General features: G+C 70.2%; 26 protein-coding genes. 20 read left to right on the top strand and 6 right to left on the bottom strand.

The genetic code is table 11. The features are described from left to right. The first annotated feature begins 24 nt into the window (after positions 1 to 24). The 14 genes from ACE4Q9_RS10725 (at position 25) to ACE4Q9_RS10660 (ending at position 12,869) form a co-directional block, all read left to right on the top strand. A complete protein-coding gene (locus ACE4Q9_RS10725; protein WP_397984013.1) occupies positions 25 to 672 on the top strand; it encodes an L-threonylcarbamoyladenylate synthase in 648 nt (215 codons plus the stop codon). After that, complete coding sequence (locus ACE4Q9_RS10720; RefSeq protein WP_397984012.1) at positions 669 to 1,346, top strand: protein-tyrosine-phosphatase; 678 nt, start codon at positions 669 to 671, stop codon at positions 1,344 to 1,346. The genes ACE4Q9_RS10725 and ACE4Q9_RS10720 overlap by 4 nt, the downstream gene beginning before the upstream one ends. 89 nt (positions 1,347 to 1,435) lie before the next feature. Beyond that, on the top strand, positions 1,436 to 2,674 hold the full coding sequence (glyA, locus tag ACE4Q9_RS10715) for a serine hydroxymethyltransferase (RefSeq protein ID WP_397984011.1): 1,239 nt from the start codon (positions 1,436 to 1,438) through the stop codon (positions 2,672 to 2,674). 151 nt (positions 2,675 to 2,825) lie between these two features. Beyond that, positions 2,826 to 4,157 (top strand): MraY family glycosyltransferase, encoded by a 1,332-nt coding sequence (locus tag ACE4Q9_RS10710; protein ID WP_397984010.1) that lies wholly within the window; start codon positions 2,826 to 2,828, stop codon positions 4,155 to 4,157. Between the two features lie 301 nt (positions 4,158 to 4,458). Next, positions 4,459 to 4,899 (top strand): hypothetical protein, encoded by a 441-nt coding sequence (locus tag ACE4Q9_RS10705; RefSeq protein ID WP_397984009.1) that lies wholly within the window; start codon positions 4,459 to 4,461, stop codon positions 4,897 to 4,899. Between the two features lie 210 nt (positions 4,900 to 5,109). Further along, entirely contained in the window at positions 5,110 to 5,949 is an 840-nt protein-coding gene (gene atpB / locus ACE4Q9_RS10700) for a F0F1 ATP synthase subunit A (protein WP_397984008.1), read from the top strand. A gap of 74 nt (positions 5,950 to 6,023) precedes the next feature. Continuing rightward, complete coding sequence (gene atpE, locus ACE4Q9_RS10695) at positions 6,024 to 6,251, top strand: ATP synthase F0 subunit C (protein WP_030386954.1); 228 nt, start codon at positions 6,024 to 6,026, stop codon at positions 6,249 to 6,251. Positions 6,252 to 6,292: 41 nt separating this feature from the next. Then, entirely contained in the window at positions 6,293 to 6,838 is a 546-nt protein-coding gene (locus ACE4Q9_RS10690; protein WP_397984007.1) for a F0F1 ATP synthase subunit B, read from the top strand. Beyond that, positions 6,835 to 7,650 (top strand): F0F1 ATP synthase subunit delta, encoded by an 816-nt coding sequence (locus ACE4Q9_RS10685; RefSeq protein WP_397984006.1) that lies wholly within the window; start codon positions 6,835 to 6,837, stop codon positions 7,648 to 7,650. The genes ACE4Q9_RS10690 and ACE4Q9_RS10685 overlap by 4 nt, the downstream gene beginning before the upstream one ends. Positions 7,651 to 7,808: 158 nt before the next feature. Further along, positions 7,809 to 9,401 (top strand): F0F1 ATP synthase subunit alpha, encoded by a 1,593-nt coding sequence (gene atpA / locus ACE4Q9_RS10680; RefSeq protein WP_397984005.1) that lies wholly within the window; start codon positions 7,809 to 7,811, stop codon positions 9,399 to 9,401. Positions 9,402 to 9,422: 21 nt separating this feature from the next. Further along, positions 9,423 to 10,340, top strand: coding sequence for a F0F1 ATP synthase subunit gamma (locus tag ACE4Q9_RS10675; RefSeq protein ID WP_397984004.1), 918 nt, complete (start codon positions 9,423 to 9,425; stop codon positions 10,338 to 10,340). Next, positions 10,341 to 11,777, top strand: a complete 1,437-nt coding sequence (gene atpD, locus ACE4Q9_RS10670) for a F0F1 ATP synthase subunit beta (protein WP_397984003.1) — start codon at positions 10,341 to 10,343, stop codon at positions 11,775 to 11,777. Between the two features lie 110 nt (positions 11,778 to 11,887). Continuing rightward, a complete protein-coding gene (locus ACE4Q9_RS10665) occupies positions 11,888 to 12,262 on the top strand; it encodes a F0F1 ATP synthase subunit epsilon (RefSeq protein WP_037656493.1) in 375 nt (124 codons plus the stop codon). Positions 12,263 to 12,422: 160 nt separating this feature from the next. Beyond that, positions 12,423 to 12,869: a DUF2550 domain-containing protein gene (locus tag ACE4Q9_RS10660; protein WP_397984002.1), complete on the top strand. Its 447-nt coding sequence runs from the start codon at positions 12,423 to 12,425 to the stop codon at positions 12,867 to 12,869. Positions 12,870 to 12,915: 46 nt separating this feature from the next. Here the strand turns inward: ACE4Q9_RS10660 and ACE4Q9_RS10655 are convergent, their stop codons facing one another. After that, positions 12,916 to 14,754: a glycosyl hydrolase family 18 protein gene (locus tag ACE4Q9_RS10655; protein WP_397984001.1), complete on the bottom strand. Its 1,839-nt coding sequence runs from the start codon at positions 14,752 to 14,754 to the stop codon at positions 12,916 to 12,918. A gap of 261 nt (positions 14,755 to 15,015) precedes the next feature. Here ACE4Q9_RS10655 and ACE4Q9_RS10650 point away from each other — a divergent pair, with 261 nt between their 5' ends. After that, entirely contained in the window at positions 15,016 to 15,729 is a 714-nt protein-coding gene (locus tag ACE4Q9_RS10650) for a DUF4097 family beta strand repeat-containing protein (protein ID WP_397984000.1), read from the top strand. On the opposite strand, the gene ACE4Q9_RS10645 is transcribed toward ACE4Q9_RS10650, so the two are convergent. From ACE4Q9_RS10645 to ACE4Q9_RS10635, 3 genes are read right to left on the bottom strand one after another with little or no spacing between them, the layout of a single operon-like run. After that, positions 15,726 to 16,298: a cob(I)yrinic acid a,c-diamide adenosyltransferase gene (locus ACE4Q9_RS10645; protein WP_397983999.1), complete on the bottom strand. Its 573-nt coding sequence runs from the start codon at positions 16,296 to 16,298 to the stop codon at positions 15,726 to 15,728. The two genes, ACE4Q9_RS10650 and ACE4Q9_RS10645, sit on opposite strands and share 4 nt — an antisense overlap. A gap of 13 nt (positions 16,299 to 16,311) precedes the next feature. After that, on the bottom strand, positions 16,312 to 17,061 hold the full coding sequence (locus ACE4Q9_RS10640; RefSeq protein WP_397983998.1) for an ABC transporter permease: 750 nt from the start codon (positions 17,059 to 17,061) through the stop codon (positions 16,312 to 16,314). A gap of 30 nt (positions 17,062 to 17,091) precedes the next feature. Next, a complete protein-coding gene (locus tag ACE4Q9_RS10635; protein WP_397983997.1) occupies positions 17,092 to 17,877 on the bottom strand; it encodes an ABC transporter ATP-binding protein in 786 nt (261 codons plus the stop codon). Positions 17,878 to 17,956: 79 nt separating this feature from the next. Here ACE4Q9_RS10635 and ACE4Q9_RS10630 point away from each other — a divergent pair, with 79 nt between their 5' ends. The 4 genes from ACE4Q9_RS10630 to ACE4Q9_RS10615 all read left to right on the top strand — a co-directional run bounded on the left by ACE4Q9_RS10630 (position 17,957) and on the right by ACE4Q9_RS10615 (position 22,857). Then, a complete protein-coding gene (locus tag ACE4Q9_RS10630) occupies positions 17,957 to 18,619 on the top strand; it encodes a TetR/AcrR family transcriptional regulator (RefSeq protein ID WP_397983996.1) in 663 nt (220 codons plus the stop codon). A gap of 169 nt (positions 18,620 to 18,788) precedes the next feature. Further along, positions 18,789 to 19,637 (top strand): 3-hydroxyacyl-CoA dehydrogenase family protein, encoded by an 849-nt coding sequence (locus ACE4Q9_RS10625; protein ID WP_397983995.1) that lies wholly within the window; start codon positions 18,789 to 18,791, stop codon positions 19,635 to 19,637. Between the two features lie 192 nt (positions 19,638 to 19,829). Next, positions 19,830 to 20,153: an STAS domain-containing protein gene (locus ACE4Q9_RS10620; protein ID WP_397983994.1), complete on the top strand. Its 324-nt coding sequence runs from the start codon at positions 19,830 to 19,832 to the stop codon at positions 20,151 to 20,153. Between the two features lie 238 nt (positions 20,154 to 20,391). Then, on the top strand, positions 20,392 to 22,857 hold the full coding sequence (locus tag ACE4Q9_RS10615) for an ATP-binding protein (RefSeq protein ID WP_397983993.1): 2,466 nt from the start codon (positions 20,392 to 20,394) through the stop codon (positions 22,855 to 22,857). A 111-nt stretch (positions 22,858 to 22,968) separates the two neighbouring features. On the opposite strand, the gene nucS is transcribed toward ACE4Q9_RS10615, so the two are convergent. Then, complete coding sequence (gene nucS, locus ACE4Q9_RS10610; protein ID WP_397983992.1) at positions 22,969 to 23,640, bottom strand: endonuclease NucS; 672 nt, start codon at positions 23,638 to 23,640, stop codon at positions 22,969 to 22,971. Between the two features lie 288 nt (positions 23,641 to 23,928). Between nucS and ACE4Q9_RS10605 the strand changes: the two genes are divergently transcribed. Continuing rightward, complete coding sequence (locus ACE4Q9_RS10605; RefSeq protein ID WP_397983991.1) at positions 23,929 to 24,321, top strand: SCO5389 family protein; 393 nt, start codon at positions 23,929 to 23,931, stop codon at positions 24,319 to 24,321. 159 nt (positions 24,322 to 24,480) lie between these two features. On the opposite strand, the gene ACE4Q9_RS10600 is transcribed toward ACE4Q9_RS10605, so the two are convergent. Next, complete coding sequence (locus ACE4Q9_RS10600) at positions 24,481 to 25,509, bottom strand: LLM class flavin-dependent oxidoreductase (RefSeq protein ID WP_397983990.1); 1,029 nt, start codon at positions 25,507 to 25,509, stop codon at positions 24,481 to 24,483. Positions 25,510 to 25,664 lie beyond the last annotated feature (155 nt).

Below are 25,664 nucleotides of genomic sequence, written 5' to 3'. Positions count from 1 at the left end.
TTCGTGTACGAGGAGGCCCGTTAAATGGCACGGCGATACGACACCAACGACGCGACCGACCGCGCGACGGGTCTGCGCGAAGCCGCGTCCGCCGTCCGCCGGGGCGAGCTGGTGGTGCTGCCGACCGACACGGTCTACGGCATCGGTGCCGACGCGTTCTCCGCCGAGGCCGTCGCCGATCTGCTCGCCGCCAAGGGCCGGGGCCGCAACATGCCCACCCCCGTGCTCATCGGCTCCCCGAACACCCTGCACGGCCTGGTCACGAACTTCTCCGAGCTGGCCTGGGACCTGGTCGACGCGTTCTGGCCGGGTGCCCTGACGCTGGTCGCCAAGCACCAGCCGTCCCTCCAGTGGGACCTCGGCGACACGCGGGGCACGGTCGCCGTGCGCATGCCGCTGCACCCGGTCGCCATCGAGCTGCTCACCGAGGTCGGTCCGATGGCGGTCTCCTCCGCCAACCTCACCGGACACCCGTCGCCGGAGACCTGCGACGCCGCGCAGGACATGCTCGGCGACTCCGTCTCCGTCTACCTCGACGGCGGCCCGACGCCGGGCAACGTGCCCTCGTCCATCGTGGACGTCTCCCGCGACGTGCCGGTGCTGCTGCGCGAGGGCGCCATCTCGCCGGACGAGCTGCGCAAGGTCGTACCCGACCTTGAGGTGGCGAATTGACGGCCCCTGAAGCGGGGCGTGGCATAGGCATCGGGGAGCGCCTCGCGGAGGAGACGACGACCTTCGGGTTTCCGCGCGACACCTTCCGCATCCTCCACGTCAGTACCGGCAACGTGTGCCGCTCGCCGATCACCGAGCGGCTGACCCGGCATTTCGTCGCCGAGCGCCTCGGCGTGCTCGGCGGCGGCCTGATCGTGGAGAGCGCGGGCACCTGGGGCCACGAGGGCGCGCCGATGGAGGCCAACGCGGAGACCGTGCTGGCCGACTTCGGCGCGGACGCCTCCGGCTTCATGGGCCGGGAGCTGCTGGACGAGCACGTCATCCGGGCCGACCTGGTCCTGACCGCGACCCGCGACCACCGCGCCCAGGTCATCTCCATGGGCCATTCGGCGGGCCTGCGCACCTTCACCCTCAAGGAGTTCACGCGCCTGGTCCGCGCGATCGACCCGGCGACGCTGCCGCCCCTGGAGGACGGCCTCGTCATGCGCGCCCGCGCCCTGGTCCGCGCCGCCGCCGCCCTGCGCGGCTGGCTCCTGGCCCCCACGGCCGAGGCCGACGAGGTCTACGACCCCTACGGCGCCCCCCTGCCCTTCTTCCGCTCCATCGGCGACGAGATACGGGACGCGCTGGACCCGGTGGTGACGGCGCTGACGGGTGTCCCGGCGCGGATGTAGCGGACCAGGCGAGTTCGCCGACACCGCGCCCCCGGACGGACCCCGGCCTACATTGGGGATACGTCACCGTCGACCGCCCGGAGTCCGTCATGTCGGTCATCACCCTGCACGAGGCCGATGTCCTGCGGGAGCAGGACCCCGAGGTGGCCGAGATCCTGCTGGGGGAGCTGCGGCGGCAGTCGACGTCGCTCCAGCTGATCGCGGCGGAGAACTTCACCTCCCGTGCCGTGCTCGCCGCCCTCGGGTCGCCGCTGGCGAACAAGTACGCCGAGGGCTACCCCGGCGCCCGCCACCACGGCGGCTGCGAGCTGGTGGACATGGCCGAGCGGCTGGCCGTGGAGCGGGCGTGCGCGCTGTTCGGGGCCCGGCACGCGAACGTGCAGGCGCACTCCGGCTCCTCCGCCGTCCTCGCGGCGTACGCCGCCCTGCTGCGCCCCGGCGACACCGTCCTCGCCCTGGGGCTGCCCTACGGCGGTCACCTCACCCATGGCTCCCCGGCCAACTTCTCCGGCCGCTGGTTCGACTTCGTCGGCTACGGCGTCGATGCGGAGACCGGGCTGATCGACCACGACCAGGTGCGCCACCTGGCCCGCAACCACCGCCCCAAGGCGATCGTGTGCGGCTCGATCTCCTACCCGCGGCACATCGACTACGCCTTCTTCCGGGAGGTCGCCGACGAGGTCGGCGCCTATCTGATCGCGGACGCCGCCCACCCCATCGGCCTCGTCGCGGGCGGCGCCGCCCCGAACCCGGTGCCGTACGCCGACATCGTGTGCGCGACCACGCACAAGGTGCTGCGCGGCCCCCGCGGCGGCATGGTGCTGTGCGGCGAGGAACTCGCCGAGCGGGTGGACCGGGCGGTGTTCCCGTTCACCCAGGGCGGGGCGCAGATGCACACCGTCGCCGCGAAGGCCGTCGCGTTCGGCGAGGCCGCGACGGCGGCGTTCGCCACGTACGCGCACCAGGTGGTCGCCAACGCCCGCACCCTGGCGGGCCACCTCGCCGAGGAGGGGCTCGCCGTCACCACCGGCGGCACGGACACCCATCTGATCACCGCCGACGTGGCGCCGTTCGGCGTGGACGGCCGCACCGCCCGCGGCCGGCTCGCCGCCGCCGGGATCGTCCTGGACTGCTGCGCGCTGCCCGGCGGCGACGGGCGGGGCCTGCGCCTGGGGACGGCCGCGGTGACCACCCAGGGCATGGGCGAGCCGGAGATGGAGCGGATCGCGAAGCTGCTCGCCGCGGTGGTGCGCGGGCACCCGGAACCAGCCGGGGCGCGGGCGGAGGTGCGCGAGCTGACCGCGGCGTTCCCGCCGTATCCGGGATGAAGGGGGTAGCCGCCTTCCAGGGCACAGCCCCGCCACAGCGACGGTCACAGCAAGGTCTGCAACCATCCTGGCTACCCGTAAGTCCTCATCCGTATACGCCCGCCGCTAGGCTGTGAGGCTGTGATGGCCAGCGAGACCTGTGGGGAAGCCCGTGCGTGAATACCTGCTGACGCTCTGCATCACGGCCGCGGTGACGTACCTGCTGACGGGGCCGGTGCGGAAGTTCGCGATCGTGGCGGGGGCGATGCCGGAGATCCGGGCCCGTGACGTGCACCGGGAGCCCACTCCGCGCCTCGGCGGGATCGCGATGTTCTTCGGGCTGTGCGCCGGCCTGCTGGTCGCCGACCACCTGTCCAGCCTCAACTGGGTGTTCGAGAAGTCCAACGAGCCGCGGGCCCTGCTCTCCGGCGCCGCCCTGATCTGGCTGATCGGCGTCCTGGACGACAAGTTCGAGATCGACGCCCTCATCAAGCTCGGCGGCCAGATGATCGCCGCCGGCGTCATGGTGATGCAGGGCCTGACGATCCTGTGGCTGCCCATCCCCGGCGTCGGCAATGTGGCGCTCACCCAGTGGCAGGGCACGCTGCTGACCGTGGCGCTCGTGGTCATCACCATCAACGCGGTCAACTTCGTGGACGGCCTGGACGGTCTCGCGGCCGGCATGGTGTGCATCGCGACGGTGGCGTTCTTCCTGTACGCGTACCGCGTCTGGGTGTCGTACGGCATCGAGGCCGCGGCCCCCGCCACCCTGTTCGCGTCGATCCTCATGGGCATGTGCCTGGGCTTCCTGCCGCACAACATGCACCCGGCGCGGATCTTCATGGGCGACTCCGGCTCCATGCTGATCGGCCTGGTGCTGGCCGCGGGCGCCATCTCGATCACGGGTCAGGTGGACCCGGACGTGATGAACCTGTTCTCCGGTTCGGAGCGCGCCACCGTCCACCAGATGGTGCCGGTCTACATCCCGCTGCTGATGCCGCTGACGATCATCGCGATCCCCGCCGCCGACCTGGTGCTGGCGATCGTGCGCCGCACCTGGCGCGGCCAGTCGCCGTTCGCCGCGGACCGCGGGCATCTGCACCACCGGCTGCTGGAGATCGGCCACTCGCACAGCCGCGCGGTGCTGATCATGTACTTCTGGTCCGCGCTGATCGCCTTCGGCGCGCTCGCCTACTCGGTGAACTCGGCGTCCATGTGGATCGTGCTCGGCGTCGTCTTCCTGAGCGCCGTCGGCCTCGTCCTGCTGCTCCTGCCGCGCTTCACGCCGCGGGTGCCCGTGTGGGCCCAGCGCTTCGTGCCGCCCCGCTACCGGCGCCGGCGCGCGGCCGCGGCGGCGGAAGCGGAACTCGCCAGCGAGGCTGCCGGACAAGGCACTTCGGAGGTTCCGGAGGGCGAAGACCGCGCCCCCGTCCCCGCCGGTGTGTCCGGCGTCAACGGGGCGACCGCAATCGGCACTCGTGGGCGAATTCCTGACCGTTCCTGAGACGGTCAAGGTAAGAATCTGACTAGAGCATTGCCAACTCGTGGGGGAGCAAAGATCCCCAATACCAGACAAAGCGGCGGGGTTTCTGATCAGACGTGCAGAGTCACTCTCATGTGTGACAGCAAGCACACCGACCAGGTAAAGACCTCATCAAATAGTTTGTGATACTGTTCACGAGAACCCCGGATAGAGCCGAAGGACCGTAGTGCGACGGTCCATTGGTGTGAGATCTCGATCGCTCAGCCCGGGACTACGCTCGTCCATGACGACACCTGCCCCCTGTGAAAGCGGAGTTGCCGCCATGCCGTCTTCTGACGCCCGGATCCTGGCCCAGGCCGCCGTACCCACGGCTGTCGTCGGCGCGCTCGCCGCCGTCGTCAGTGGTGTGGTCGCGGGCGGCAAGGGAGCGATCGGGGCCGTCGTCGCGACGCTGGTCGTGATCCTGTTCATGGGGCTCGGTCTGTACGTGCTCCAGCGCACCGCCAAGTCTTTCCCGCAGCTGTTCCAGATGATGGGCCTGATGCTCTACGCGGCTCAGCTGCTTCTGCTGGTCATCTTCGTCGCACTGTTCAAGAACACCACGCTTTTCAACCCGCGTGCCTTCGCCATCACGCTCGTGGTCGCCACCCTCGCGTGGATCGGCGCGCAGACACGTGCGCACATGAAGGCCAAGACCCTCTACGTCGAACCGGACGCCTCGTCCTCGGGTGACAAGCCCGAAAAGACAGGGCGTACGTCGTGAGAGGTAGGGCCGGGATAAAGGCGCAGCACGCTTGCTGCTATCGTCCGGTGCCAACTGCGGCATCGCGGGCGCGGGCATCCGAGCTGACGCCTGTTCGATCGCGAGGCGAGATGCCCCCCAGCCGCCCCCACATCCGTCACACCAGTCCCGTGCCGACCCGCGGCCGCACGCCGCGCCGACACAACGAGGTTGCCGTACCTATGCGCCACGATGAAGGAGCCCGCGGTGAGTGCTGATCCGACGCAGACGCTCGCTTTCGACTCGAGCTGCCACCTGTTCAGCGGGTGCGGCTTCGACACCGTCGCTCCGGGCCTGCACTCGTTCCTCTTCGAGCCTCTCTGGGGGAACACGAACGGCCTCTACTTCAACAAGCCGATGCTGCTGGCCCTGCTCGGCTCGATCATCATCGTGGGCTTTTTCTGGGCCGCCTTCGGCAAGGCCAAGGTCGTCCCGGGCAAGCTCCAGATGGTCGCCGAGGCCGGCTACGACTTCGTGCGCCGCGGTGTCGTCTACGAGACCATCGGCAAGAAGGAAGGAGAGAAGTACGTACCGCTCGTCGTCTCTCTCTTCTTCTTCGTCTGGATGATGAACCTCTGGTCGGTCATCCCGGTCGCCCAGTTCCCGGTCACGTCGATCATCGCGTACCCGATGGTGCTGGCCGCGATCGTCTACATCCTCTGGGTCTCTCTGACTTTCAAGCGGCACGGTTTCGTCGGCGCTTTCAAGAACTTCACGGGCTACGACAAGTCGCTCGGCGCGGTGCTGCCGCTGGCCATGACGATCGAGTTCTTCTCGAACCTGCTGGTCCGCCCCTTCACGCACGCCGTCCGACTGTTCGCGAACATGTTCGCCGGTCACACTCTGCTCGTGCTCTTCACGATCGCCAGCTGGTACATGCTGAACGGCATCGGCATCGCCTACTCCGGTGTCTCGTTCGCGATGACGATCGTCATGACCGCCTTCGAGCTGTTCATCCAGGCTGTCCAGGCGTACGTGTTCGTCCTGCTGACCTGCTCCTACATCCAGGGCGCGCTCGCCGAGCACCACTGAGCCACACCGCCCCGAAACCCCTGGTCGTCCGGTGGCCAACCCCCACCGGTCCGTAAAGAAAAGGAAGAACTGGCATGTCCCAGACCCTTGCCGCTGTCACTGGTTCGCTCAGCTCCGTCGGTTACGGCCTTGCGGCCATCGGCCCCGGCGTCGGCGTCGGCATCATCTTCGGTAACGGCACGCAGGCCCTTGCGCGTCAGCCCGAGGCTGCGGGCCTGATCCGCGCCAACCAGATCCTCGGCTTCGCGTTCTGTGAGGCGCTGGCCCTCATCGGCCTCGTCATGCCGTTCGTCTACTCCTGAGTCGAACGACAGCGACAGCCCATTCGACGAAAGGCACTGAGATGACCCACTCATGGGTTCAGTTTGCGGCGGAGAAGGAGAACCCTCTCGTTCCGCCGTGGCCGGAGCTCGTCATCGGCCTGATCGCCTTCGTCATCGTCTTCGGCTTCCTCGCCAAGAAGCTCCTCCCGAACATCAACAAGGTTCTGGAAGAGCGTCGCGAGGCCATCGAGGGCGGTATCGAAAAGGCCGAGGCCGCGCAGACCGAGGCCCAGAGCGTCCTTGAGCAGTACAAGGCCCAGCTGGCCGAGGCACGGCACGAGGCCGCGCGACTGCGCCAGGAGGCGCAGGAGCAGGGTGCCACGCTCATCGCCGAGATGCGGGCCGAGGGCCAGCGGCAGCGCGAGGAGATCGTCGCCGCCGGTCACGCCCAGATCGAGGCGGACCGCAAGGCCGCCGCGTCCGCGCTGCGCCAGGACGTCGGCAAGCTCGCCACCGACCTGGCCGGCAAGCTCGTCGGCGAGTCCCTCGAGGACCACGCCCGGCAGAGCCGCGTGATCGACCGCTTCCTCGACGAGCTCGAGGAGAAGGCCGAGGCCGCGCGATGAACGGAGCGAGCCGCGAGGCCCTGGCAGCCGCACGGGAGCGTCTCGACGCGCTGACGGACTCCACGTCCGTGGACGCGAGCACGCTCGCCGACGAGCTGGCGGCCGTCACCGCGCTGCTCGACCGCGAGGCCGGCCTGCGCCGGGTTCTCACCGACCCGGCGCAGTCCTCGGAGGCCAAGGCCGGGCTGGTGCAGCGCCTGCTCGGCACCCAGGTCAGCGGCGTGACCGCCGACCTGGTGGCCGGGATGGCCCGCGCCCGCTGGTCGCAGCCCCGCGACCTGGTGGACGCACTGGAGCAGCTGGCGGACATCGCCGACCTCACCGCTGCGGAGAAGCGTGGCAACCTCGACGAGGTCGAGGACGAGCTGTTCCGGTTCGGCCGGATCGTCTCCTCCAGCACCGAGCTGCGTGCCGCCCTGACCGACCGCGCCGCGGCCGCCGGGGCCAAGACCGAGCTGCTGAACCGGCTGCTGGGCGGACGGGCCAAGCCCGTCACCGAGCGCCTGGTCGTGCGCCTCGTGGCCGCGCCGCGTGGTCGTAGCCTGGAAGCGGGACTGGAGTCCCTGTCCAAGCTGGCCGCGGAGCGCCGGGACCGGCTGGTCGCCGTCGTCACCTCGGCGGTACCGCTGAGCGACGTCCAGAAGCAGCGCCTCGGCGCCGCCCTCGGCAAGCTCTACGGCCGCCGGATCCACCTCAACTTGGACGTGGACCCCGACGTCGTCGGCGGAATGCGGGTCCAGGTCGGCGACGAGGTCATCAACGGTTCGCTCGCGGACCGGCTGGACGAGGCCGCCCGCCGCATGGCGGGCTGACGGCGACGCGTCGGCGACGCGGCACCTCGACATACCGATATAGCAGTACGTACATACGGCCCTGGTTGGGCCGTGCAGAGGATTCACCTCCTGTTGGGGGGAGTCCCCATCCCCCCAAAGTGAAACTTCGGGCCCAACAAGGAGAGCAGGGAACCCAGATGGCGGAGCTCACGATCCGGCCGGAGGAGATCCGGGACGCGCTGGAGAACTTCGTCCAGTCGTACAAGCCGGACGCGGCCTCGCGCGAGGAGGTCGGTACGGTCACCCTTGCCGGCGACGGCATCGCGAAGATCGAGGGTCTTCCCTCGGCCATGGCCAACGAACTGCTGAAGTTCGAGGACGGCACCCTCGGCCTCGCCCTCAACCTCGAGGAGCGCGAGATCGGTGCCATCGTCCTCGGCGAGTTCAGCGGCGTCGAGGAGGGCCAGCCGGTCACGCGTACCGGCGAGGTGCTCTCCGTCGCGGTCGGCGAGGGCTACCTCGGCCGTGTTGTCGACCCGCTCGGCAACCCGATCGACGGCCTCGGCGAGATCGAGACGTCCGGCCGCCGCGCGCTTGAGCTGCAGGCCCCCACGGTCATGCAGCGCAAGTCGGTGCACGAGCCGATGGAGACCGGCTACAAGGCCGTCGACGCGATGACCCCGATCGGCCGTGGTCAGCGTCAGCTGATCATCGGTGACCGCCAGACCGGCAAGACCGCCCTGGCCGTCGACACCATCATCAACCAGCGCGACAACTGGCGCACCGGCGACCCGAAGAAGCAGGTCCGCTGCATCTACGTCGCCATCGGCCAGAAGGGCTCCACCATCGCGGGCGTGCGCCGCTCGCTGGAGGAGAACGGCGCCCTGGAGTACACGACCATCGTCGCCGCCCCGGCGTCCGACCCGGCCGGCTTCAAGTACCTCGCGCCGTACACCGGTTCGGCCATCGGTCAGCAGTGGATGTACGAGGGCAAGCACGTCCTCATCATCTTCGACGACCTCTCGAAGCAGGCCGACGCCTACCGCGCCGTGTCCCTGCTGCTGCGCCGCCCGCCGGGCCGTGAGGCCTACCCCGGTGACGTCTTCTACCTGCACTCGCGTCTGCTGGAGCGCTGCGCCAAGCTCTCCGACGAGATGGGTGCCGGTTCGATGACCGGTCTGCCGATCGTCGAGACCAAGGCCAACGACGTCTCGGCGTTCATCCCGACCAACGTCATCTCCATCACCGACGGCCAGTGCTTCCTGGAGTCGGACCTGTTCAACGCCGGTCAGCGTCCCGCGCTGAACGTCGGTATCTCGGTCTCCCGAGTCGGTGGCTCCGCCCAGCACAAGGCGATGCGCCAGGTCTCCGGCCGCCTGCGTGTGGACCTCGCCCAGTTCCGCGAGCTGGAGGCGTTCGCCGCCTTCGGTTCCGACCTGGACGCGGCCTCCAAGGCCCAGCTGGAGCGCGGCCAGCGCATGGTCGAGCTGCTGAAGCAGGACCAGTACCAGCCGATGGCCACCGAGGACCAGGTCGTCTCCGTGTGGGCCGGCACCAACGGCCGTATGGACGACGTCCCGGTCGCGGACGTCCGCCGCTTCGAGCGGGAGCTGCTGGACTTCCTGCACCGCAAGCACCAGGGCCTGATGACCTCCATCAAGGAGGGCGCCAAGATGTCGAACGACACCATCCAGGCGATCGACGACGCCGTCGCCGAGTTCAAGAAGCAGTTCGAGACCTCGGACGGCAAGCTGCTCGGCGAGGACACTCCTGCCGCTGCCGCCAAGTGACGTAAGGAAGGGACCTGACTCATGGGAGCCCAGCTCCGGGTCTACAAGCGTCGCATCCGATCCGTCAGCGCGACCAAGAAGATCACCAAGGCGATGGAGATGATCGCCGCCTCGCGCGTCGTCAAGGCGCAGCGCAAGGTGGCGGCGTCCACGCCGTACGCGACCGAGCTGACGCGCGCGGTCACGGCGGTCGGTACGGGGTCGAACACCAAACACCCGCTCACCACGGAGGCGGAGAACCCGACCCGTGCCGCGGTCCTGCTCCTCACGAGCGACCGCGGTCTGGCCGGCGCCTTCAACTCCAACGCCATCAAGGCGGCGGAGCAGCTGACCGAGCGCCTGGAGCGCGAGGGCAAGCAGGTCGACACGTACATCGTCGGCCGGCGCGGTGTCGCCCACTACAACTTCCGCGAGCGCAAGGTCGCGGAGTCGTGGACGGGCTTCACCGACGAGCCGACGTACGCGGACGCCAAGAAGGTCGCGGCACCCCTGATCGAGGCCATCGAGAAGGACACGGCCGAGGGCGGCGTGGATGAACTCCACATCGTCTACACCGAGTTCGTCTCGATGATGACGCAGACCGCGCTCGACGCACGGCTGCTTCCGCTGCGCCTCGAAGAGGTCGCCGAGGAGACGAGGACCGAGGGCGAGATCCTTCCGCTCTACGACTTCGAGCCCTCGGCGGAGGACGTCCTCGACGCCCTGCTGCCGCGCTACGTGGAGAGCCGTATCTACAACGCGCTGCTTCAGTCGGCCGCTTCCAAGCACGCCGCCACGCGGCGTGCGATGAAGTCGGCCACCGACAACGCGGGCGAGCTGATCAACACGCTGTCCCGCCTTGCCAACGCGGCCCGCCAGGCCGAAATCACCCAGGAAATCAGCGAGATCGTCGGTGGCGCGAGCGCCCTGGCCGACGCGACCGCGGGGAGTGACCGATAAATGACCACCACTGTTGAGACCGCGACGGCTACGGGCCGCGTCGCCCGGGTCATCGGCCCGGTCGTCGACGTGGAGTTCCCCGTCGACGCGATGCCGGACATCTACCAGGCGCTGCACGTCGAGGTGGCCGACCCGGCCAACGCCGGCGAGAAGAAGACGCTGACCCTGGAGGTCGCCCAGCACCTGGGTGACGGTCTGGTCCGCACCATCTCCATGCAGCCGACCGACGGCCTGGTCCGCCAGGCCCCGGTCATCGACACCGGTGCCCCGATCTCGGTGCCCGTCGGCGACTTCACCAAGGGCAAGGTGTTCAACACCCTCGGCGAGGTGCTGAACGTCGACGAGCAGTACGAGGGCGAGCGCTGGCCGATCCACCGCAAGGCGCCCAACTTCGACGAGCTCGAGTCGAAGACCGAGATGTTCGAGACCGGCGTCAAGGTCATCGACCTGCTGACCCCGTACGTCAAGGGCGGCAAGATCGGTCTGTTCGGCGGCGCCGGCGTCGGCAAGACGGTGCTCATCCAGGAGATGATCTACCGTGTCGCCAACAACCACGACGGTGTCTCCGTGTTCGCCGGTGTCGGCGAGCGCACCCGTGAGGGCAACGACCTCATCGAGGAGATGACCGACTCGGGCGTCATCGACAAGACCGCCCTGGTCTTCGGTCAGATGGACGAGCCGCCGGGCACCCGTCTGCGCGTCGCGCTGGCCGGCCTCACCATGGCCGAGTACTTCCGTGACGTCCAGAAGCAGGACGTGCTGTTCTTCATCGACAACATCTTCCGCTTCACGCAGGCCGGTTCCGAGGTCTCCACGCTGCTCGGCCGTATGCCGTCCGCGGTGGGTTACCAGCCGAACCTGGCCGACGAGATGGGTCTCCTCCAGGAGCGCATCACGTCGACCCGCGGTCACTCGATCACCTCGATGCAGGCGATCTACGTCCCCGCGGACGACCTGACCGACCCGGCCCCGGCCACCACCTTCGCCCACCTCGACGCGACGACGGTTCTCTCCCGTCCGATCTCGGAGAAGGGCATCTACCCGGCCGTGGACCCGCTGGACTCGACGTCCCGGATCCTGGACCCGCGGTACATCGCCGCGGACCACTACAACGCGGCCATGCGCGTGAAGAACATCCTTCAGAAGTACAAGGACCTTCAGGACATCATCGCGATCCTCGGTATCGACGAGCTCGGCGAGGAGGACAAGCTCGTCGTCCACCGTGCCCGTCGCGTGGAGCGCTTCCTGTCCCAGAACACCCACGTCGCCAAGCAGTTCACCGGCGTGGACGGTTCGGACGTGCCGCTGGACGAGTCGATCGCCGCGTTCAACGCGATCTGCGACGGCGAGTACGACCACTTCCCGGAGCAGGCGTTCTTCATGTGCGGTGGCCTCGACGACCTCAAGGCCAACGCCAAGGAGCTGGGCGTCTCCTGAGCCTCGCGCTCGTACGAGGGGGCGGGCGCGTCCCGCCCCCTCAGTAACGCCCACTAGAATTGACCCCAACACCCGGCGCCCCTGCCGGGTGGTGACCCGAGGAGCCACTCTTGGCTGCTGAGCTGCACGTCGAGCTGGTCGCCGCGGACCGCCAGGTCTGGTCCGGCGAGGCCACCCTGGTCGTCGCGCGCACCACCTCCGGCGACATCGGCGTCATGCCCGGTCACCAGCCGCTGCTCGGTGTGCTGGAGTCGGGCCCGGTGACCATCCGTACGAGTGATGGCGGAACCGTCGTCGCCGCGGTGCACGGCGGTTTCGTCTCGTTCGCGGACAACAAGCTGTCCCTGCTGGCCGAGATCGCCGAGTTGTCGGACGAGATCGATGTCCAGCGCACGGAGCGGGAACTCGAGCGGGCGAAGGCGGAGGGCGACGCCGCCGCCGAGCGCCGCGCGGACGTCCGACTTCGTGCGGCGACCGCGCGCTGATCCAGCCGCGCGGTACGTTGACATCACTCAGCCGCGGCCGGCCCGGAGCAATCCGGTGCCGGTCGCGGCTGAGGCAGATGTAGGTGTTTTTTCCGTTTCATTACTCAGTAGTAGAAGCAGAAGCAGTTCCCCTACCTAGGAGACGAGGAGGTCGGTGCCGATGGTCCTCGCTCTGACTGTGTGCGGGATCGTGGTCGCGCTCGTGGTGGTGGGACTGTTTCTGTTCGGGCTGCGCCGCCGGCTGATCCAGCGCTCGGGCGGGACCTTCGACTGTTCCCTGCGCTGGGACGTGGCCGAGAAGCCGGACACCGGCGGCAAGGGCTGGAGCTACGGCGTCGCCCGCTACAACGGCGACCGCATCGAGTGGTACCGGGTCTTCTCCTACGCCGTCCGCCCCCGCCGCGTCCTGGAACGCGCCCAGATCGAGGTGGCCGGGCGCCGGCTGCCCGAGGGCGAGGAGGAACTGGCGCTGCTGTCCGACGCGGTGATCCTCGCCTGTATCCACCGGGGCACGCGCCTCGAACTGGCGATGAGCGAAGACGCGCTGACCGGTTTCCTCGCGTGGCTGGAGGCAGCCCCGCCCGGACAGCGAGTGAACGTGGCGTAGCCGCGTTCACTCGCTGTCGCTTGAGGCTTCGTGCAGTTGATGAGTCCTACAGGTTGCTGCTGATCGCGTTCACCAGCTCGCCGTCGCTGGTGTCGCCGCTGAACTCCCAGAAGAACGCGCCGCCCAGGCCCTGGGACTTGGCCCAGCTCATCTTCCCGGCGATGGTCGACGGGGTGTCGTACGACCACCAGTTGCTGCCGCAGTGGGCGTACGCGGTGCCCGCTATGGTGCCGGTGACGGGGCAGGACGACTTGAGGACCTTGTAGTCCTCGATGCCCTGCTCGTAGGTGCCGGCCGCCGGACCCGTGGCGGTGCCGCCGGGCGCGTCCTGGGTGACGCCGGTCCAGCCGCGGCCGTAGAAGCCGATGCCGATGAGCAGCTTGGACGCGGGGACGCCGGCCGCCTTGTACTTGGCGATCGCGTCGGCGGTGGTGAAGCCGGCCTTCGGGATGCCGCTGTACGAGGTGAGCGGGGAGTGCGGGGCGGTGGGGCCCTTCGCGTCCCAGGCACCGAAGAAGTCGTACGTCATCACGTTGTACCAGTCGACGTACTGGGCGGCGCCGGAGTAGTCGGCGGAGTCGATCTTGCCGCCGTCCGAGCCGTCGGCGGTGACCGCGGCGGTGACCAGCTTGCTGGAGCCGAACTTGGCGCGCAGCGCGGCCAGTACGTTCTTGAACGCCTCGGGCCCGCTGGTGTCACAGGTCAGACCGCAGTTGTTGGGGTACTCCCAGTCGATGTCGATGCCGTCGAACACATCGGCCCAGCGCGGGTCGTTGACGAGGTCGTAGCAGGACTGGGCGAAGCCGGCCGGGTCCTTGGCCGCGTCGGCGAAGCCACCGGACCAGGTCCAGCCGCCGAAGGACCAGATGATCTTGAGGTTGGGGTACTTGGCCTTCAGCTCGCGCAGCTGGTTGAAGTTGCCGCGCAGCGGCTGGTCCCAGGTGTCGGCCGTGCCGTTGACGGACTGGTCGGCGGTGAACGCCTTGTCGTAGTCGGCGTAGGAGTCGCCGATGGCGCACTTGCCGCCGGTGATGTTGCCGAAGGCGTAGTTGATGTGGGTGATCTTGGCGGCGGAGCCGGAGGTCACCAGGTTCTTCACGTTGTAGTTGCGGGCGTAGATGCCCCAGTCGGTGAAGTAGCCGAGCTTGACCTTGCCGCCGGCGGGCGGGGGAGTGGTGGAGCCGCCGCCGGTGGTGTGCACGGCGACCGCGGCACTGGCGGGGCCGGTCTGGCCGGCGGTGTCGCGGGCCTGTACGGAGTAGGAGTAGTCGCTGCCGGCGGTGAGTCCGGTGTCGGTGTACGACGTGCTGGTCACGGTGGCGACGACCTTGCCGTCGCGCAGCACGTCGTAGTTCTTGATGCCCTTGTCGTCGGTGGCCGCGCTCCAGGTGAGCTTCACCGAGGTGTCGGTGACGGCGGAGGCGGTCGGGGTGCCGGGGGCGCTCGGGGCGGCGTCGCCGGGGGCCGTCGTACCGTCGCAACTGCCGCCGTTGAGCGTGCAGTTGCTCGGGTTGCCGGAGCCGGCGCCGTTGAAGCCGAAGCTGACGGAGGCGCCGGGGGCGAGGGTGCCGTTGTAGGACTTGTTCTTCGCCGTCCAGTGGTTGCCGGAGTTGATGACGTCGGCGTCCCAGGCGGAGCTGACGGACGTGCCGGAGGGGAAGTCCCATTCGACGGTCCAGGAACTGATGCTCGCGGAGCCGGAGTTCTTGATGGTCCACTGGCCGCCGAAGCCGGTGCCCCAGTCGCTGGACTTGGTGAAGCTCGCGGTGACGCCGGCCGCCTGGGCGCCGTCCGCGGCCGGCGCGGGACTCGCGAGTCCGACCAGTCCGGCCAGGGGGAGTGCCAGGGTCGCGAGTCCTGCCGCGACTTTGTCTCTGAAGCGCATCGAGCGCCTCCCTCGGTAGTGGGGTGACAGAGGGCGGACATGACTGAGCCTTCATGTCCACGGTGCCCCGAGGGTAGGAAGGTCTGGACCATGGGTCAATAGGTCTGGACCAATCCAACTGGGGTGTGCCCCCGGTGGATTGGGGGGTTTTCCCCAGCGAAGCGCAGGCGGCGGGGTGCGTACGATCGCAGTGACCGATCAGCGATCCGATGCTCTGTATACGGGGGACCCTTCATGCGTCGCGCGCGTTTCCTTGCTGCCGTGGCCCTGGCCGCACTGTCCGTCGGCGGACTGTCCGCGTGCTCGGTCCTCGACCAGAAGACCTTCCAGGACGACGCCGAGGTGTCCCAGAAGGTCACGTCGATCCGGATCGACAGCGGCGACGGCGGGGTGAAGGTGGAGGCGTCACGGGACACCTCCGGGATCTCCGTGCACCGCAAGGTCACCTACAGCGGCGACAAGCCGACCGGTGTGTCCTTCCGCGTCGCGGACGGCGTCCTCACCCTCGCCGGCTGCGGCCACCACTGCGGCGTCGACTACGACGTCAAGGTCCCCGCCGCCCTCCCGGTCACGGGCAGCACCTCCAACGGCGGCCTCGCGCTGGTCGGCGTCGGCGCCGTCGACGTGCACACCAGCAACGGCGGGATCACGGTGCGCGACACAGCGGGCCCGGTGAAGCTGCGCACCTCGAACGGCGAGGTCAGGGTGAAGAATGCCAAGGGCGGCATCGACGCGCAGACCTCGAACGGCGGAGTGACGATCCAGACCGCCACCCCCCAGAACATCAAGGCCCACACCTCCAGCGGCGACCTCACGGTCACGGCACCGCCCGCCAGGTACCGGATATCGGCGCACAACACCAACGGCGACCGGAACCTGGCCTTCCAGGACGACCCTTCGGGCCGCTACGTCCTGGACCTGTCGACGACGAACGGCGACTTGACGGTGAGGTCGGCGCGGGAGCAGGCGCGCTAGCGCTCGCCGCCCGGTACCCACAGCACGTCGCCCGTGGCCTTGTTGGCGATGCGGGCCAGGATGAAGAGGAGGTCGGAGAGGCGGTTGAGGTAGGTGGCGGTGAGGGGGTTCATGAGGTCGCCGTGCACCTCCAGGGCCGCCCAGGTGGAGCGTTCGGCGCGGCGGACGACCGTGCAGGCCTGGTGGAGCAGGGCCGCGCCCGGGGTGCCGCCGGGGAGGATGAAGGAGCGCAGCTTCTCCAGCTGCTCGTTGAAGCGGTCGCAGTCCGCCTCCAGGCGGTCGATGTAGAACTGCTCGACCCGCAGCGGCGGGTACTGCGGGTTCTCCGCCACCGGGGTGGACAGGTCCGCGCCCACGTCGAACAGGTCGTTCTGTACGCGGGTGAGGACCTGCACGACCTCCTCGTCCAGGCCGCCCAGGGCGATCGCGGTGCCGATGACCGCGTTGGCCTCGTTGGAGTCCGCGTACGCGGAGATCCGGAGGTCCGTCTTGGGCACCCGGCTCATGTCACCGAGGTGCGTGGTGCCCTTGTCCCCGGTGCGGGTGTAGATACGCGTCAGATTGACCATGGGCCCAGCGTAATTACGCCCCGGCCGTCCGGAACACCCGTGTGCCCGCCGTCACGGCCAGCGCGGCGAAGCCGACGGTTACGAGGACGCCGTAGAGCATGTGCGCGGTGGCGTAGTGGCCGACGTAGGCGTCGCGCACCGCGTCCACCAGGTAGCGGAACGGCACGAAGTGGGACAGCACGTCCAGCCAGCCCGGTGCCAGGGTCATCGGGAGCATCAGGCCGGACAGCAGCATCGAGGGCATCGACACCGCGTTGATCAGCGGGCCGAACTCCTGCGGAGTGCGGACCTTCATGCCCATGGCGTACGACAGCGAGGCCAGGGAGAGGGTGAGCAGGGCGACGAACCCGAAGCCGATGAGGACCCCCGCCAGGGGAGCGCGCAGGCCCATCGCCACGGCGGCCAGCACCAGCAGGACCGCCTGGAACACGAAGACCGTGGCGTCGCGCAGCACCCGGCCGAGCAGCAGGGCGAGCCGGCTGACGGGGGTGACCCGCATCCGGTCCACCACCCCCTGCGCGCTCTCCATGATGATCGTGAACCCCGAGAACAGCGCGCCGAACAGGCCGAGTTGGAGCAGCAGCCCCGGCACCAGGACCTGCCAGGAGCTGCCCGCCTGGCCGAGCGGGAGCTTGGTGAGCAGGGGACCGAAGAACAGCAGGTAGAGCAGCGGGGTGAGGACGCCGAAGAGGAGGGCGAAGCGCGAGCGCAGGGACTGGCGGAGGTAGCGGCCGTAGACGAGGGCCGTGTCGTGCAGCAGCATGCCGGTGGCTTTCTGGGGGCTGGACGGGGGCTAGACGGCGACGGGGGTGTCGTCGGCGGGGGCGGGGGCGCGGCCGGTGACGGCCAGGAAGGTGTCCTGGAGCGTGGCGTCCAGGGAGCCGCCGTACCGCAGCTTGAGCGCGCTCGGCGTGCCCTCGGCGGCGACCGTGCCGCCGTCCACGATCACCAGGCGGTCGGCGAGGGCGTCGGCCTCGTCCAGGTAGTGGGTGGTGAGGAAGACGGTCGTGCCGTGCTCGTCGCGCAGCCGGCGGACCAGGTCCCACAGGTCGGCGCGGCTGCCGGGGTCGAGGCCGGTGGTGGGCTCGTCCAGGAACAGCACCTTGGGGCGGTGGGTCAGTGCCATCGCGATGTCGAGGCGGCGCCGCTGACCGCCGGAGAGGGCGGACGTTTTGCGGTCGAGGAGGTCGGTGAGGTCGAGTTCGCGGGCGAGTTCCCGGGCGCGGGCGACGGCGTCGGGCCTGGACAGCCGGTAGAACCGCCCCTGGGTGACCAGCTCCTCCCGCACCGTGATCCGCGGGTCGACGCCGCCGGACTGGGCCACGTATCCGGAGACCCGGCGCACCCCCGCCGGGTCGGTGGCCAGGTCGTGCCCGGCGACGGTGGCCGTGCCGCCGGTCGGCTTCAGAAGCGTGGTGAGCATGCGCAGGGTGGTCGTCTTGCCGGCGCCGTTGGGGCCGAGGAAGCCGAGGATCTCGCCCTCGTGGACGGTGAGATCGACGCCGCGTACGGCCTCGACGGGGCCGGCTTTGGTCTGGAAGGTGCGGGCGAGGTCCGCCGCGCTGATGACTGCTGTCATGCCCCTAGAAAAACAGAGTCTCTGAAAGTTTGCAATGACCCCAAAGTTTCAGGAAGGCCAGCGAAGTTAGGATGCGGGCATGGCTGAGGGACTCAGGGAGCGGAAGAAGCGGCAGACCCGGCAGTACATCTCCGATGTCGCCACGGGCCTGTTCGTCGAGCGCGGCTTCGACGCGGTGACGGTCGCGGAGATCGCCGACGCGGCGAACGTCTCCGTCAACACCGTCTACAACTACTTCCCGGCCAAGGAGGACCTCTTCTTCGACCGTTCCGCGGGCATGGTCGACCGGCTCGCCCGCTGGGTCCGCGGCCGCCGGGAGGGGGAGTCGGCCGCGGTGGCGGTGCTGCGCGAACTGCGCGAGGAGATCGAGGCGGTGTCCCCGCGCGTCGGACTGCTCGCGGGCTACGCCGACTTCATGCGCGTGATCGAGGAGGCGCCGACCCTGCGCTCCCGGCTCTGGGCGCTCGCCCAGGAGGTGGAGGCCAACCTGGAGCAGGCGCTGCGCGAGGAGACCGGGGCGGCCGGGGACGACGAACTGCCGCGGCTGATGGCCGGTCAGATCAGCTGGGTATACGGCACGGTCGTCAGGGTCATCGGCCGCGAGATGCTCAAGCGCCGCGCGCCGGCGGAGGTCTCACGGGAGGTCCTCGCGCTGCTGGACGACGTCGAGGCCCTGCTGAGCGAGCGGGTGCTCGCCTACGCGGTGCGCGGGCAGGGCGAAGGGCCGTCCCCGAAGGGGTGAACGGGGCCGGGACGCCGCCGGATTCGAACGGAAACGCGTCCCGATGTGACGTCCGTCAAATGAGACGTGACGCGCGTTACTTACTGGTCACACGGCCGCTTCGGAGCGCTATCGTCCGCCGAAGACGCACATGTCCATAGCGGATAACAGCGGGAAGAGGGAGTCGGACGTGGCAGGGAAGCTCGCCGTCATCGGGGCCGGTCTCATGGGGTCCGGTATCGCTCAGGTCGCCGCGCAGGCGGGCTGGGAGGTCGTCCTGCGCGATGTCACCGACGAGGCGCTGGCGCGCGGTACCGACGGCATCAAGGCGTCGTACGACAAGTTCGTGAGCAAGGGCAAGCTGGACGCGGCGGACGCCGAGGCGGCGCTGGGCCGTATCGCCCCCACCACCGACCTGGACGCCGCCGCGGACGCGGACATCGTCGTGGAGGCCGTGTTCGAGAAGCTGGAGGTCAAGCACGAGATCTTCCGCGCGCTCGACAAGATCGTGCGCCCGGAGACCGTGCTCGCGTCCAACACCTCCGCCATCCCGATCACCAAGATCGCGGCGGCCACCGAGCGCCCCGAGCGGGTCGTGGGCGTCCACTTCTTCTCGCCGGTGCCGATGATGAAGCTGGTCGAGCTGGTGCGCGGCTACAAGACGAGCGACGAAGCGCTCGCCACCGCGCGGGAGTTCGCCGAGTCCGTCGGCAAGACCTGCATCGTGGTCAACCGCGACGTCGCCGGGTTCGTCACCACCCGCCTGATCTCCGCGCTCGTCGTGGAGGCCGTCAAGCTCTACGAGTCGGGCGTGGCGACCGCCGAGGACATCGACCTCGCCTGCAAGCTGGGCTTCGGGCACGCCATGGGCCCGCTCGCCACCACCGACCTGACCGGCGTCGACATCCTGCTGCACGCCACCGGGAACATCTACACCGAGTCCCAGGACGAGAAGTTCGCCCCGCCGGAGCTGATGCGCCGGATGGTGGACGCCGGTGACATCGGCCGCAAGAGCGGGCAGGGCTTCTACACGTACTGAGCGGCGCCCGGACGCGTCCCGGCACCGAATTCACCCCCGCAGCATCACTCTCAGGGGTGAATTCGGTATCGGTTCGCTTACAAGCAGCAACCGCACCGCCACGCATTCAGTCAGACGGTGCACACCATCGAGTCAGACGGTGCACACCATCGATACGGAGTTGGCCACAACCGCACTCAACGGGGAGCGCATATGTACATCAGGGGCGACCACGCCGAGCTGGTCGTCGGGGGGCGCCTCGACGTCCGCAGCGCGGCGGACGCCCGTACGGCCCTGCACTCGGCCGTCGACGACGGCGCCGGCGATCTGGTGCTCGACCTGTCCGAACTGGACTCCTGGGACGCCACCGGACTCGGCGTGATCATGGGTGCCCACCGGCGGGCCGGCCGCTGCGGCCGCCGCCTGGTGCTGCGCGCCGTACCGCCGCAGATGCAGCGCCTGTTGGTGGCCACCCGGCTGCACCGCATCCTCGCGATCGAGGGCGGCATCGGGGTGGACTCGCTGCCGCGGGTCTGAGTCCCCGAAGGGCGCGGGCGCGGGCACGGGCCGGCGGGCAATCCGCGCCGGACCGTGACGTCCCGGACCGCCGGGCACCCCGCCCTGTCGTGGATACTGGGCAAAGGTTTAGTGTTCGGTCGCCCGCCTGACTCGCATCCCTCGACCGAGCGGGCCCGGACCGGAGCGAGTGAGCGGCGTGCGGCAGGCCGGGAGGGCCGTAACACGAGCACACGACGCTTATGGGGGGCTTGAACCCATGGACCCGATCAGCCCTGGGCCTGAGGAGTACGGACACACGGGCGCCCGGCGCCCGCACCGCGATCCCCTCACCGCCGACTTCGGCCCGAGCACACCCGCGCCCGCCCGCACCGCGCACCTCGTCTCCGGCGATCTGCTGCTGACCGTCAACCCCGTGGACGGCAGCGAGATCGAGCCCTGCCCGCCGGCCGACCGGCCGGGCAGCCCCCGCAAGCGGAGCGCCGCAGAGCGGGCCGGTGCCGAGCGCGCGGCCCGGCCCCCGGTGCCGCCGGGAGCCGCCCCGCATCCGCTGCCCCTGCTGGAGCGTCAGGAGGTGCGGGAGCGGCTGGTGCGGCTGCTCGCGCGCGGCCGTACCGTACGGCTCACGGGCTCCGGCGGGTCCGGCCGCACCGCCCTGCTCGACCTGGTCGCCGACGACTGCGCCGACCTCGCGCCCGACGGCGTGGTGCGCCTGTGCGGCGTCCACCGCACCGCCGAGGACCTGCTGTACGACCTCTTCCACACCGTCTACGACGCCCCCGGACACCGCCCCGAGCGCCGCGAACTGCGGGCACCGCTCGCGGAGATCGGCGCGGTCGTGGTGGTGGACGACATCGGGTTCGGCGGCGCCGAGCTGGACGAGCTGCTGGACGCGACGCCCGAGTGCGCCTTCCTGGTCTCCGCCACCCCGGACGTGCCCGCGCCGTCCGCCGACGCCGATGTCGAGGAGGTCTTCCTCGGCGGGCTCGACCGGGCCGGCGGGGTGGACATCCTGGAGCGCACGGTCGGGCGGGTGCTCACCGAGGAGGAGGCCAACTGGGCGGGCGACCTGTGGTTCGAGTCCGAGGGGCTGCCGCTGCGCTTCGTCCAGGCGGGCGCGTTGCTGCGGCAGCGGGACCAACTGCGGGCCGAGACCGGGGCGGTGGACGAGTACGGCGTCTTCGAGGACGTACGGCCCGTGGTGCACACGGTGCGGGAGTTCTCCGGCGAGGACGGCGGACCGCTGCCCTCGCTCGGCGAGGCGGCCGCCCCCGCGCCGCTGCTCGCCTCCCGGCTCAGCGCCTCCGCCCGCGCCACGCTGCGCTTCGCGGTCGCCCTCGGGGGCGAGGTCCCGCACCAGGCGCACCTGCCCGCGCTGGTCGGCGACACCCACGCCGACGCGGCGCTCGGCGAGTTGGCGAGCTGCGGACTGGTCTCCCCGGCGGGCTCGCGCTACCGGCTCGCGGCGGGCGTGCGCGCCAAGCTGGAGGCCGCGGGGTACGGCGACGACGCGCCGGAGCGGGCGCGTACCGCCGCCGAGCACTACGCCTGGTGGGCCGGGCACCCCTCGGTCACCCCCGAGCGGGTCGGCGCGGAGGCCGACGCGGTCCTCGCGGCGCTGGCGGCCGTGGTGCCGCCGGCCGAGGACGACGAAGGGCGGGGGGTACGGCTCGCGCGCACCGCCGCGCCCGCGTTCGCCGCCGCGCTGCGGTGGAGCGCCTGGGAACGGGCCCTGCGGCTCGGGGCACAGGCCGCGCTGCACTCCGGTGAGGTGCCCGAACAAGCCTATTTCCACCACGAGTTGGGAGTCCTCGCGCTGTGCGGGGGACGACTGGACCGGGCCCGCGCGGAGCTGGAGGCGTCGATCGGGCTTCGCGGCGCGCTCGCCGACAAGCGGGGCGCGGTCGCGGGGCGCCGGGCGCTGGCGCTGGTCGCGGACCGGGCGGGGGAGCTGCCCGGAGTGCCGGTGGCAGTACCGGCACCGTTGCCGGGGGTCGTGGGGGAGCCCGTGACGGAGCCGCTGCCGGCGCTGCCGTCCGTGCTGTCGGTGCCGGCCGTGCCGGACACCCTGGTCACACCGCAGGTCGTCGCCGCACCCCCGGCGAAGGGGATCGGCATCCGTCGGCTGGCGCGCCGCAACCTGGTGGCGGCCGGTTCCGGCGCGCTGCTCGCGGCGGTCCTGGGCACGGTGGTGACGCTCGGGATGACCTCTCATGACGGCGACGACAAGAACCCCGCGGGACGGGCCGACGACAACCCCTCCACCAGCCAGGACGCGGGCGACCCGGTCACCGGCCCGGCCCCGGCGCAGGCTACGGGCACGGACTCGGGCCCGGCCGCGGGGCAGCGTTCGACCCCGGTGCCGGCGGGCACGTACGCCCGGACGAACGCCCCCGTGCGGCCGTCGACGAGCCCCACGGCGGACCCGACGGACCCGGGCCCGACGGGCGCGGGCACGGCCACCGGTGGCGGCGGCACCGGGAGCAGCGGAGGCAGCGGGGGCACGTCCCCGGCGCCGACCAGGACCGGGACCAAGTCGCCGTCCCCGACCCCGACCAAGCCGACGCCGAGCGCGCCCTCGACCTCCCCGTCCGGCTCGACCACCCCGCCGACCCCGACGGGCCCGCCCTCGGGCTCCGCGAGCGACCTGGCGCCGTTCACCAGGTCGGCGTCCGAGCCGCCCGCACCGACGGACTCGGACCCGGCGGTGGGGGCGCAGCAGTGACAAACGGCGGTGCCGACCCGGCACCGCCGTTCACCGCCGTACGAGAGCCGTCGCGGCGGGGGAGAGTCGCCGCCCTCGGGACCGGCGCCTCCCTGAGAGGCTCCCGGTTTCTCAGAACAGCCGCAGCTTGTCGTCCTCGATGCCGCGCAGGGCGTCGTAGTCCATGATGTGGCAGTCGATGCCCCGGTCGGTGGCGAGCACGCGGGCCTGGGGCTTGATCTCCTGGGCGGCGAAGATGCCGCGGACCGGCGCGAGGTGGGGATCGCGGTTGAGGAGTTCGAGGTAGCGGGTCAGCTGCTCCACGCCGTCGATCTCACCGCGGCGCTTGATCTCGATCGCGACCGTCCGGCCCTCGCCGTCCCGGCACAGGATGTCCACCGGGCCGATCGCCGTCATGTACTCGCGGCGGATGAGCGTGTACCCCTCGCCGAGCGTCTCGATGCGGTCGGCGAGCAGCTCCTGGAGGTGCGCTTCCACGCCGTCCTTGATGAGGCCCGGATCCACACCCAGTTCGTGCGAGGAGTCGTGGAGGATCTCCTCCATCGTGATGATCAGTTTCTCGCCCGCCTTGTTGACGACGGTCCACACACCCTCGTCCTCGCCCGTGCCCTCCTTCAGCGTGCAGGGCGGCGACATCCAGTTGAGGGGCTTGTAGGCCCGGTCATCGGCGTGGATGGAGACGCTGCCGTCCGCCTTGACCAGGATCAGGCGGGGCGCCGAGGGCAGGTGGGCGGTGAGCCGGCCGGCGTAGTCGACCGAGCACCGGGCAATGACGAGACGCATGGTCGGCAACGCTACTCGACACCCGCCGCCACACGCGATTCGCCCGAGCCGCTCCCTGTGGATCGTCCCAGTTGTCACTGCTTTGTCCCTGGAAACTCTTGTTCATCCATGGCCGATTGTGGGTGCAACCCGACCGTTCCATATACGCATTCTGGTGGTGTGGTCACCGACCGTTGCCTACCGTAGGGACGGGAGGTCGCGATCCATGTACTCAGCGTGTTTTTCGGCGCCGAACTCCCTTTATCCGTCCGGCAACCCCTGCTCGTCGGGGGTGCGAGAGGAGAACCCATGTCGCTCGACGTCTCACCGGCCCTACTCGACGCGGCCGAGCGAGGCGAGGTCGACGAAGCAGACTTCGTCGACTGCGTCCGGACCTCCCTGCCCTACGCGTGGGAGATGATCAGCTCCCTGGTGGCCCAGCTGAAGGTGGACGGTGGACCCTTCGCCGACAACCAGACGCCCCCGCCCAACGAGCAGGCGCGTGGCCAGCTGCTGCGTGCCCTCGCGAGTGACGCCATCCGCGGCGCGCTGCAACGGCACTTCGGCGTGCGGCTGGCCTTCCAGAACTGCCACCGGGTCGCGGTGTTCCCGCTGGACGCCTCGGTGGACGAGACGCTGTCCCGCTTCACCTCGGTGCGGGCCCAGCTGCTGAACCAGTCGCCGGAGCTTCGGGACTGCTGACCCGCTGCCCCGGTGCGTCCGGGGCGGTGCGTCGCCTGCTTGCCGCTCCGCCCGTGGGAGGTGTATTCGGTGCTGGGCGGCAAGCCCCCCAGGTGGCTTGCCATTCGTACCGTTTCATCAGCCTTTGCCGACCTGTGTCAGCGCAAGCGCCGGCTTGTGTCAGCGCAGTTGCGGCAGCACCTCGGCGCCCAGGCGCCGCAGGGTGTCCTCCGTCGCCGCCAGATCGCCCGAGCCCTCGACCAGCAGAGCGAAGCGGGAGATGCCCGTGCGCTCGGCGGTGGCCGCGAGCCGGTCGCCGGCGAGCCGGGGGGTGCCCACCGGGTGCAGTCCGCAGAGCAGCTCGGTGTAGGCGACCGGGTCGCGCATGGCGCGCTTGCGCCCATCGACCGTCACATGCGCGTCGAGCCCCTGTTTCAGCCAACCCGGCATCGCCTTCAGCAGGGTCTCGGCCGCGTCCTGACGGCGGTCGGCGAGCTGGCAGACCCCGGCCGCCACATGCGCCGCCGCCGCGATCTCCTCGGGATCCCGGCCCGCCGCACGGGCGGTGCGCCGCCACAGGGCGACCATCTCGGCCTTCTCCTCGTCGCCCGCGTGCATCCCGAGCAGCATCGGCAGCCCGCGCTCCGCGGCCAGCCGCACGCTCGTGGGCGAGGTGCAGGCGACGACGACCTCCGGGCCCGGAGTGTCCGTCAGGGCCTCCGAGGGGCGGGGTACGACGGGCACCTCGCGGAACGCGAACCGCTCCCCGGAGGCGCCCACCGCGGGCTCGCGCAGCCAGCGCAGCAGCAGATCGAGTGACTCGGGGAACCCGTTTTCGTACGCGTCCAGGCCGCTGCCGAACACCTCCAGGTCAACCCAGGGGCCGCCGCGGCCCACCCCGAGGGTGAACCGCCCGCCGCTCGTCAGGTGCAGCAGCGCGGCCTGCTCGCCGAGTGCGACCGGGTGGACCGTGGGCAGTACGCTGACCGCGGTGCCCACCCGGATCCGGCGGGTGCGGCCGAGCAGCAGCGCGGCCAGGGTGACGGCGGACGGACACGTGCCGTACGGCACGAAGTGGTGTTCCGCCAGCCACACCGAGTCCAGCCCGGCCTCCTCGGCGACCTCCGCCGAGCGGACCGCCCGGTACAGGGCCTCCCCCTGGCCCTGGCCCGGGAACTGGGCGCCCAGCACAAAGCTTCCTACGTACATCGCGTTTCCCGCCTTCTCGGCTCCGACCCGAGCTCCCCCACCGGCATAACCGTCCGACACGTGCCAAGGACACGGCCTGGCGAGGTAATTGACGGATTGTCTTCAGAATCGGCTGTTGTGGAGAGGGACTTGCGCCGCTTGGCGGCCTTCGCGTA

This window comes from Streptomyces sp. AM6-12 (assembly GCF_044327085.1).
In the GTDB taxonomy this organism is placed as follows: domain Bacteria; phylum Actinomycetota; class Actinomycetes; order Streptomycetales; family Streptomycetaceae; genus Streptomyces.
This window is presented reverse-complemented; position numbering and strand designations above follow the sequence as displayed.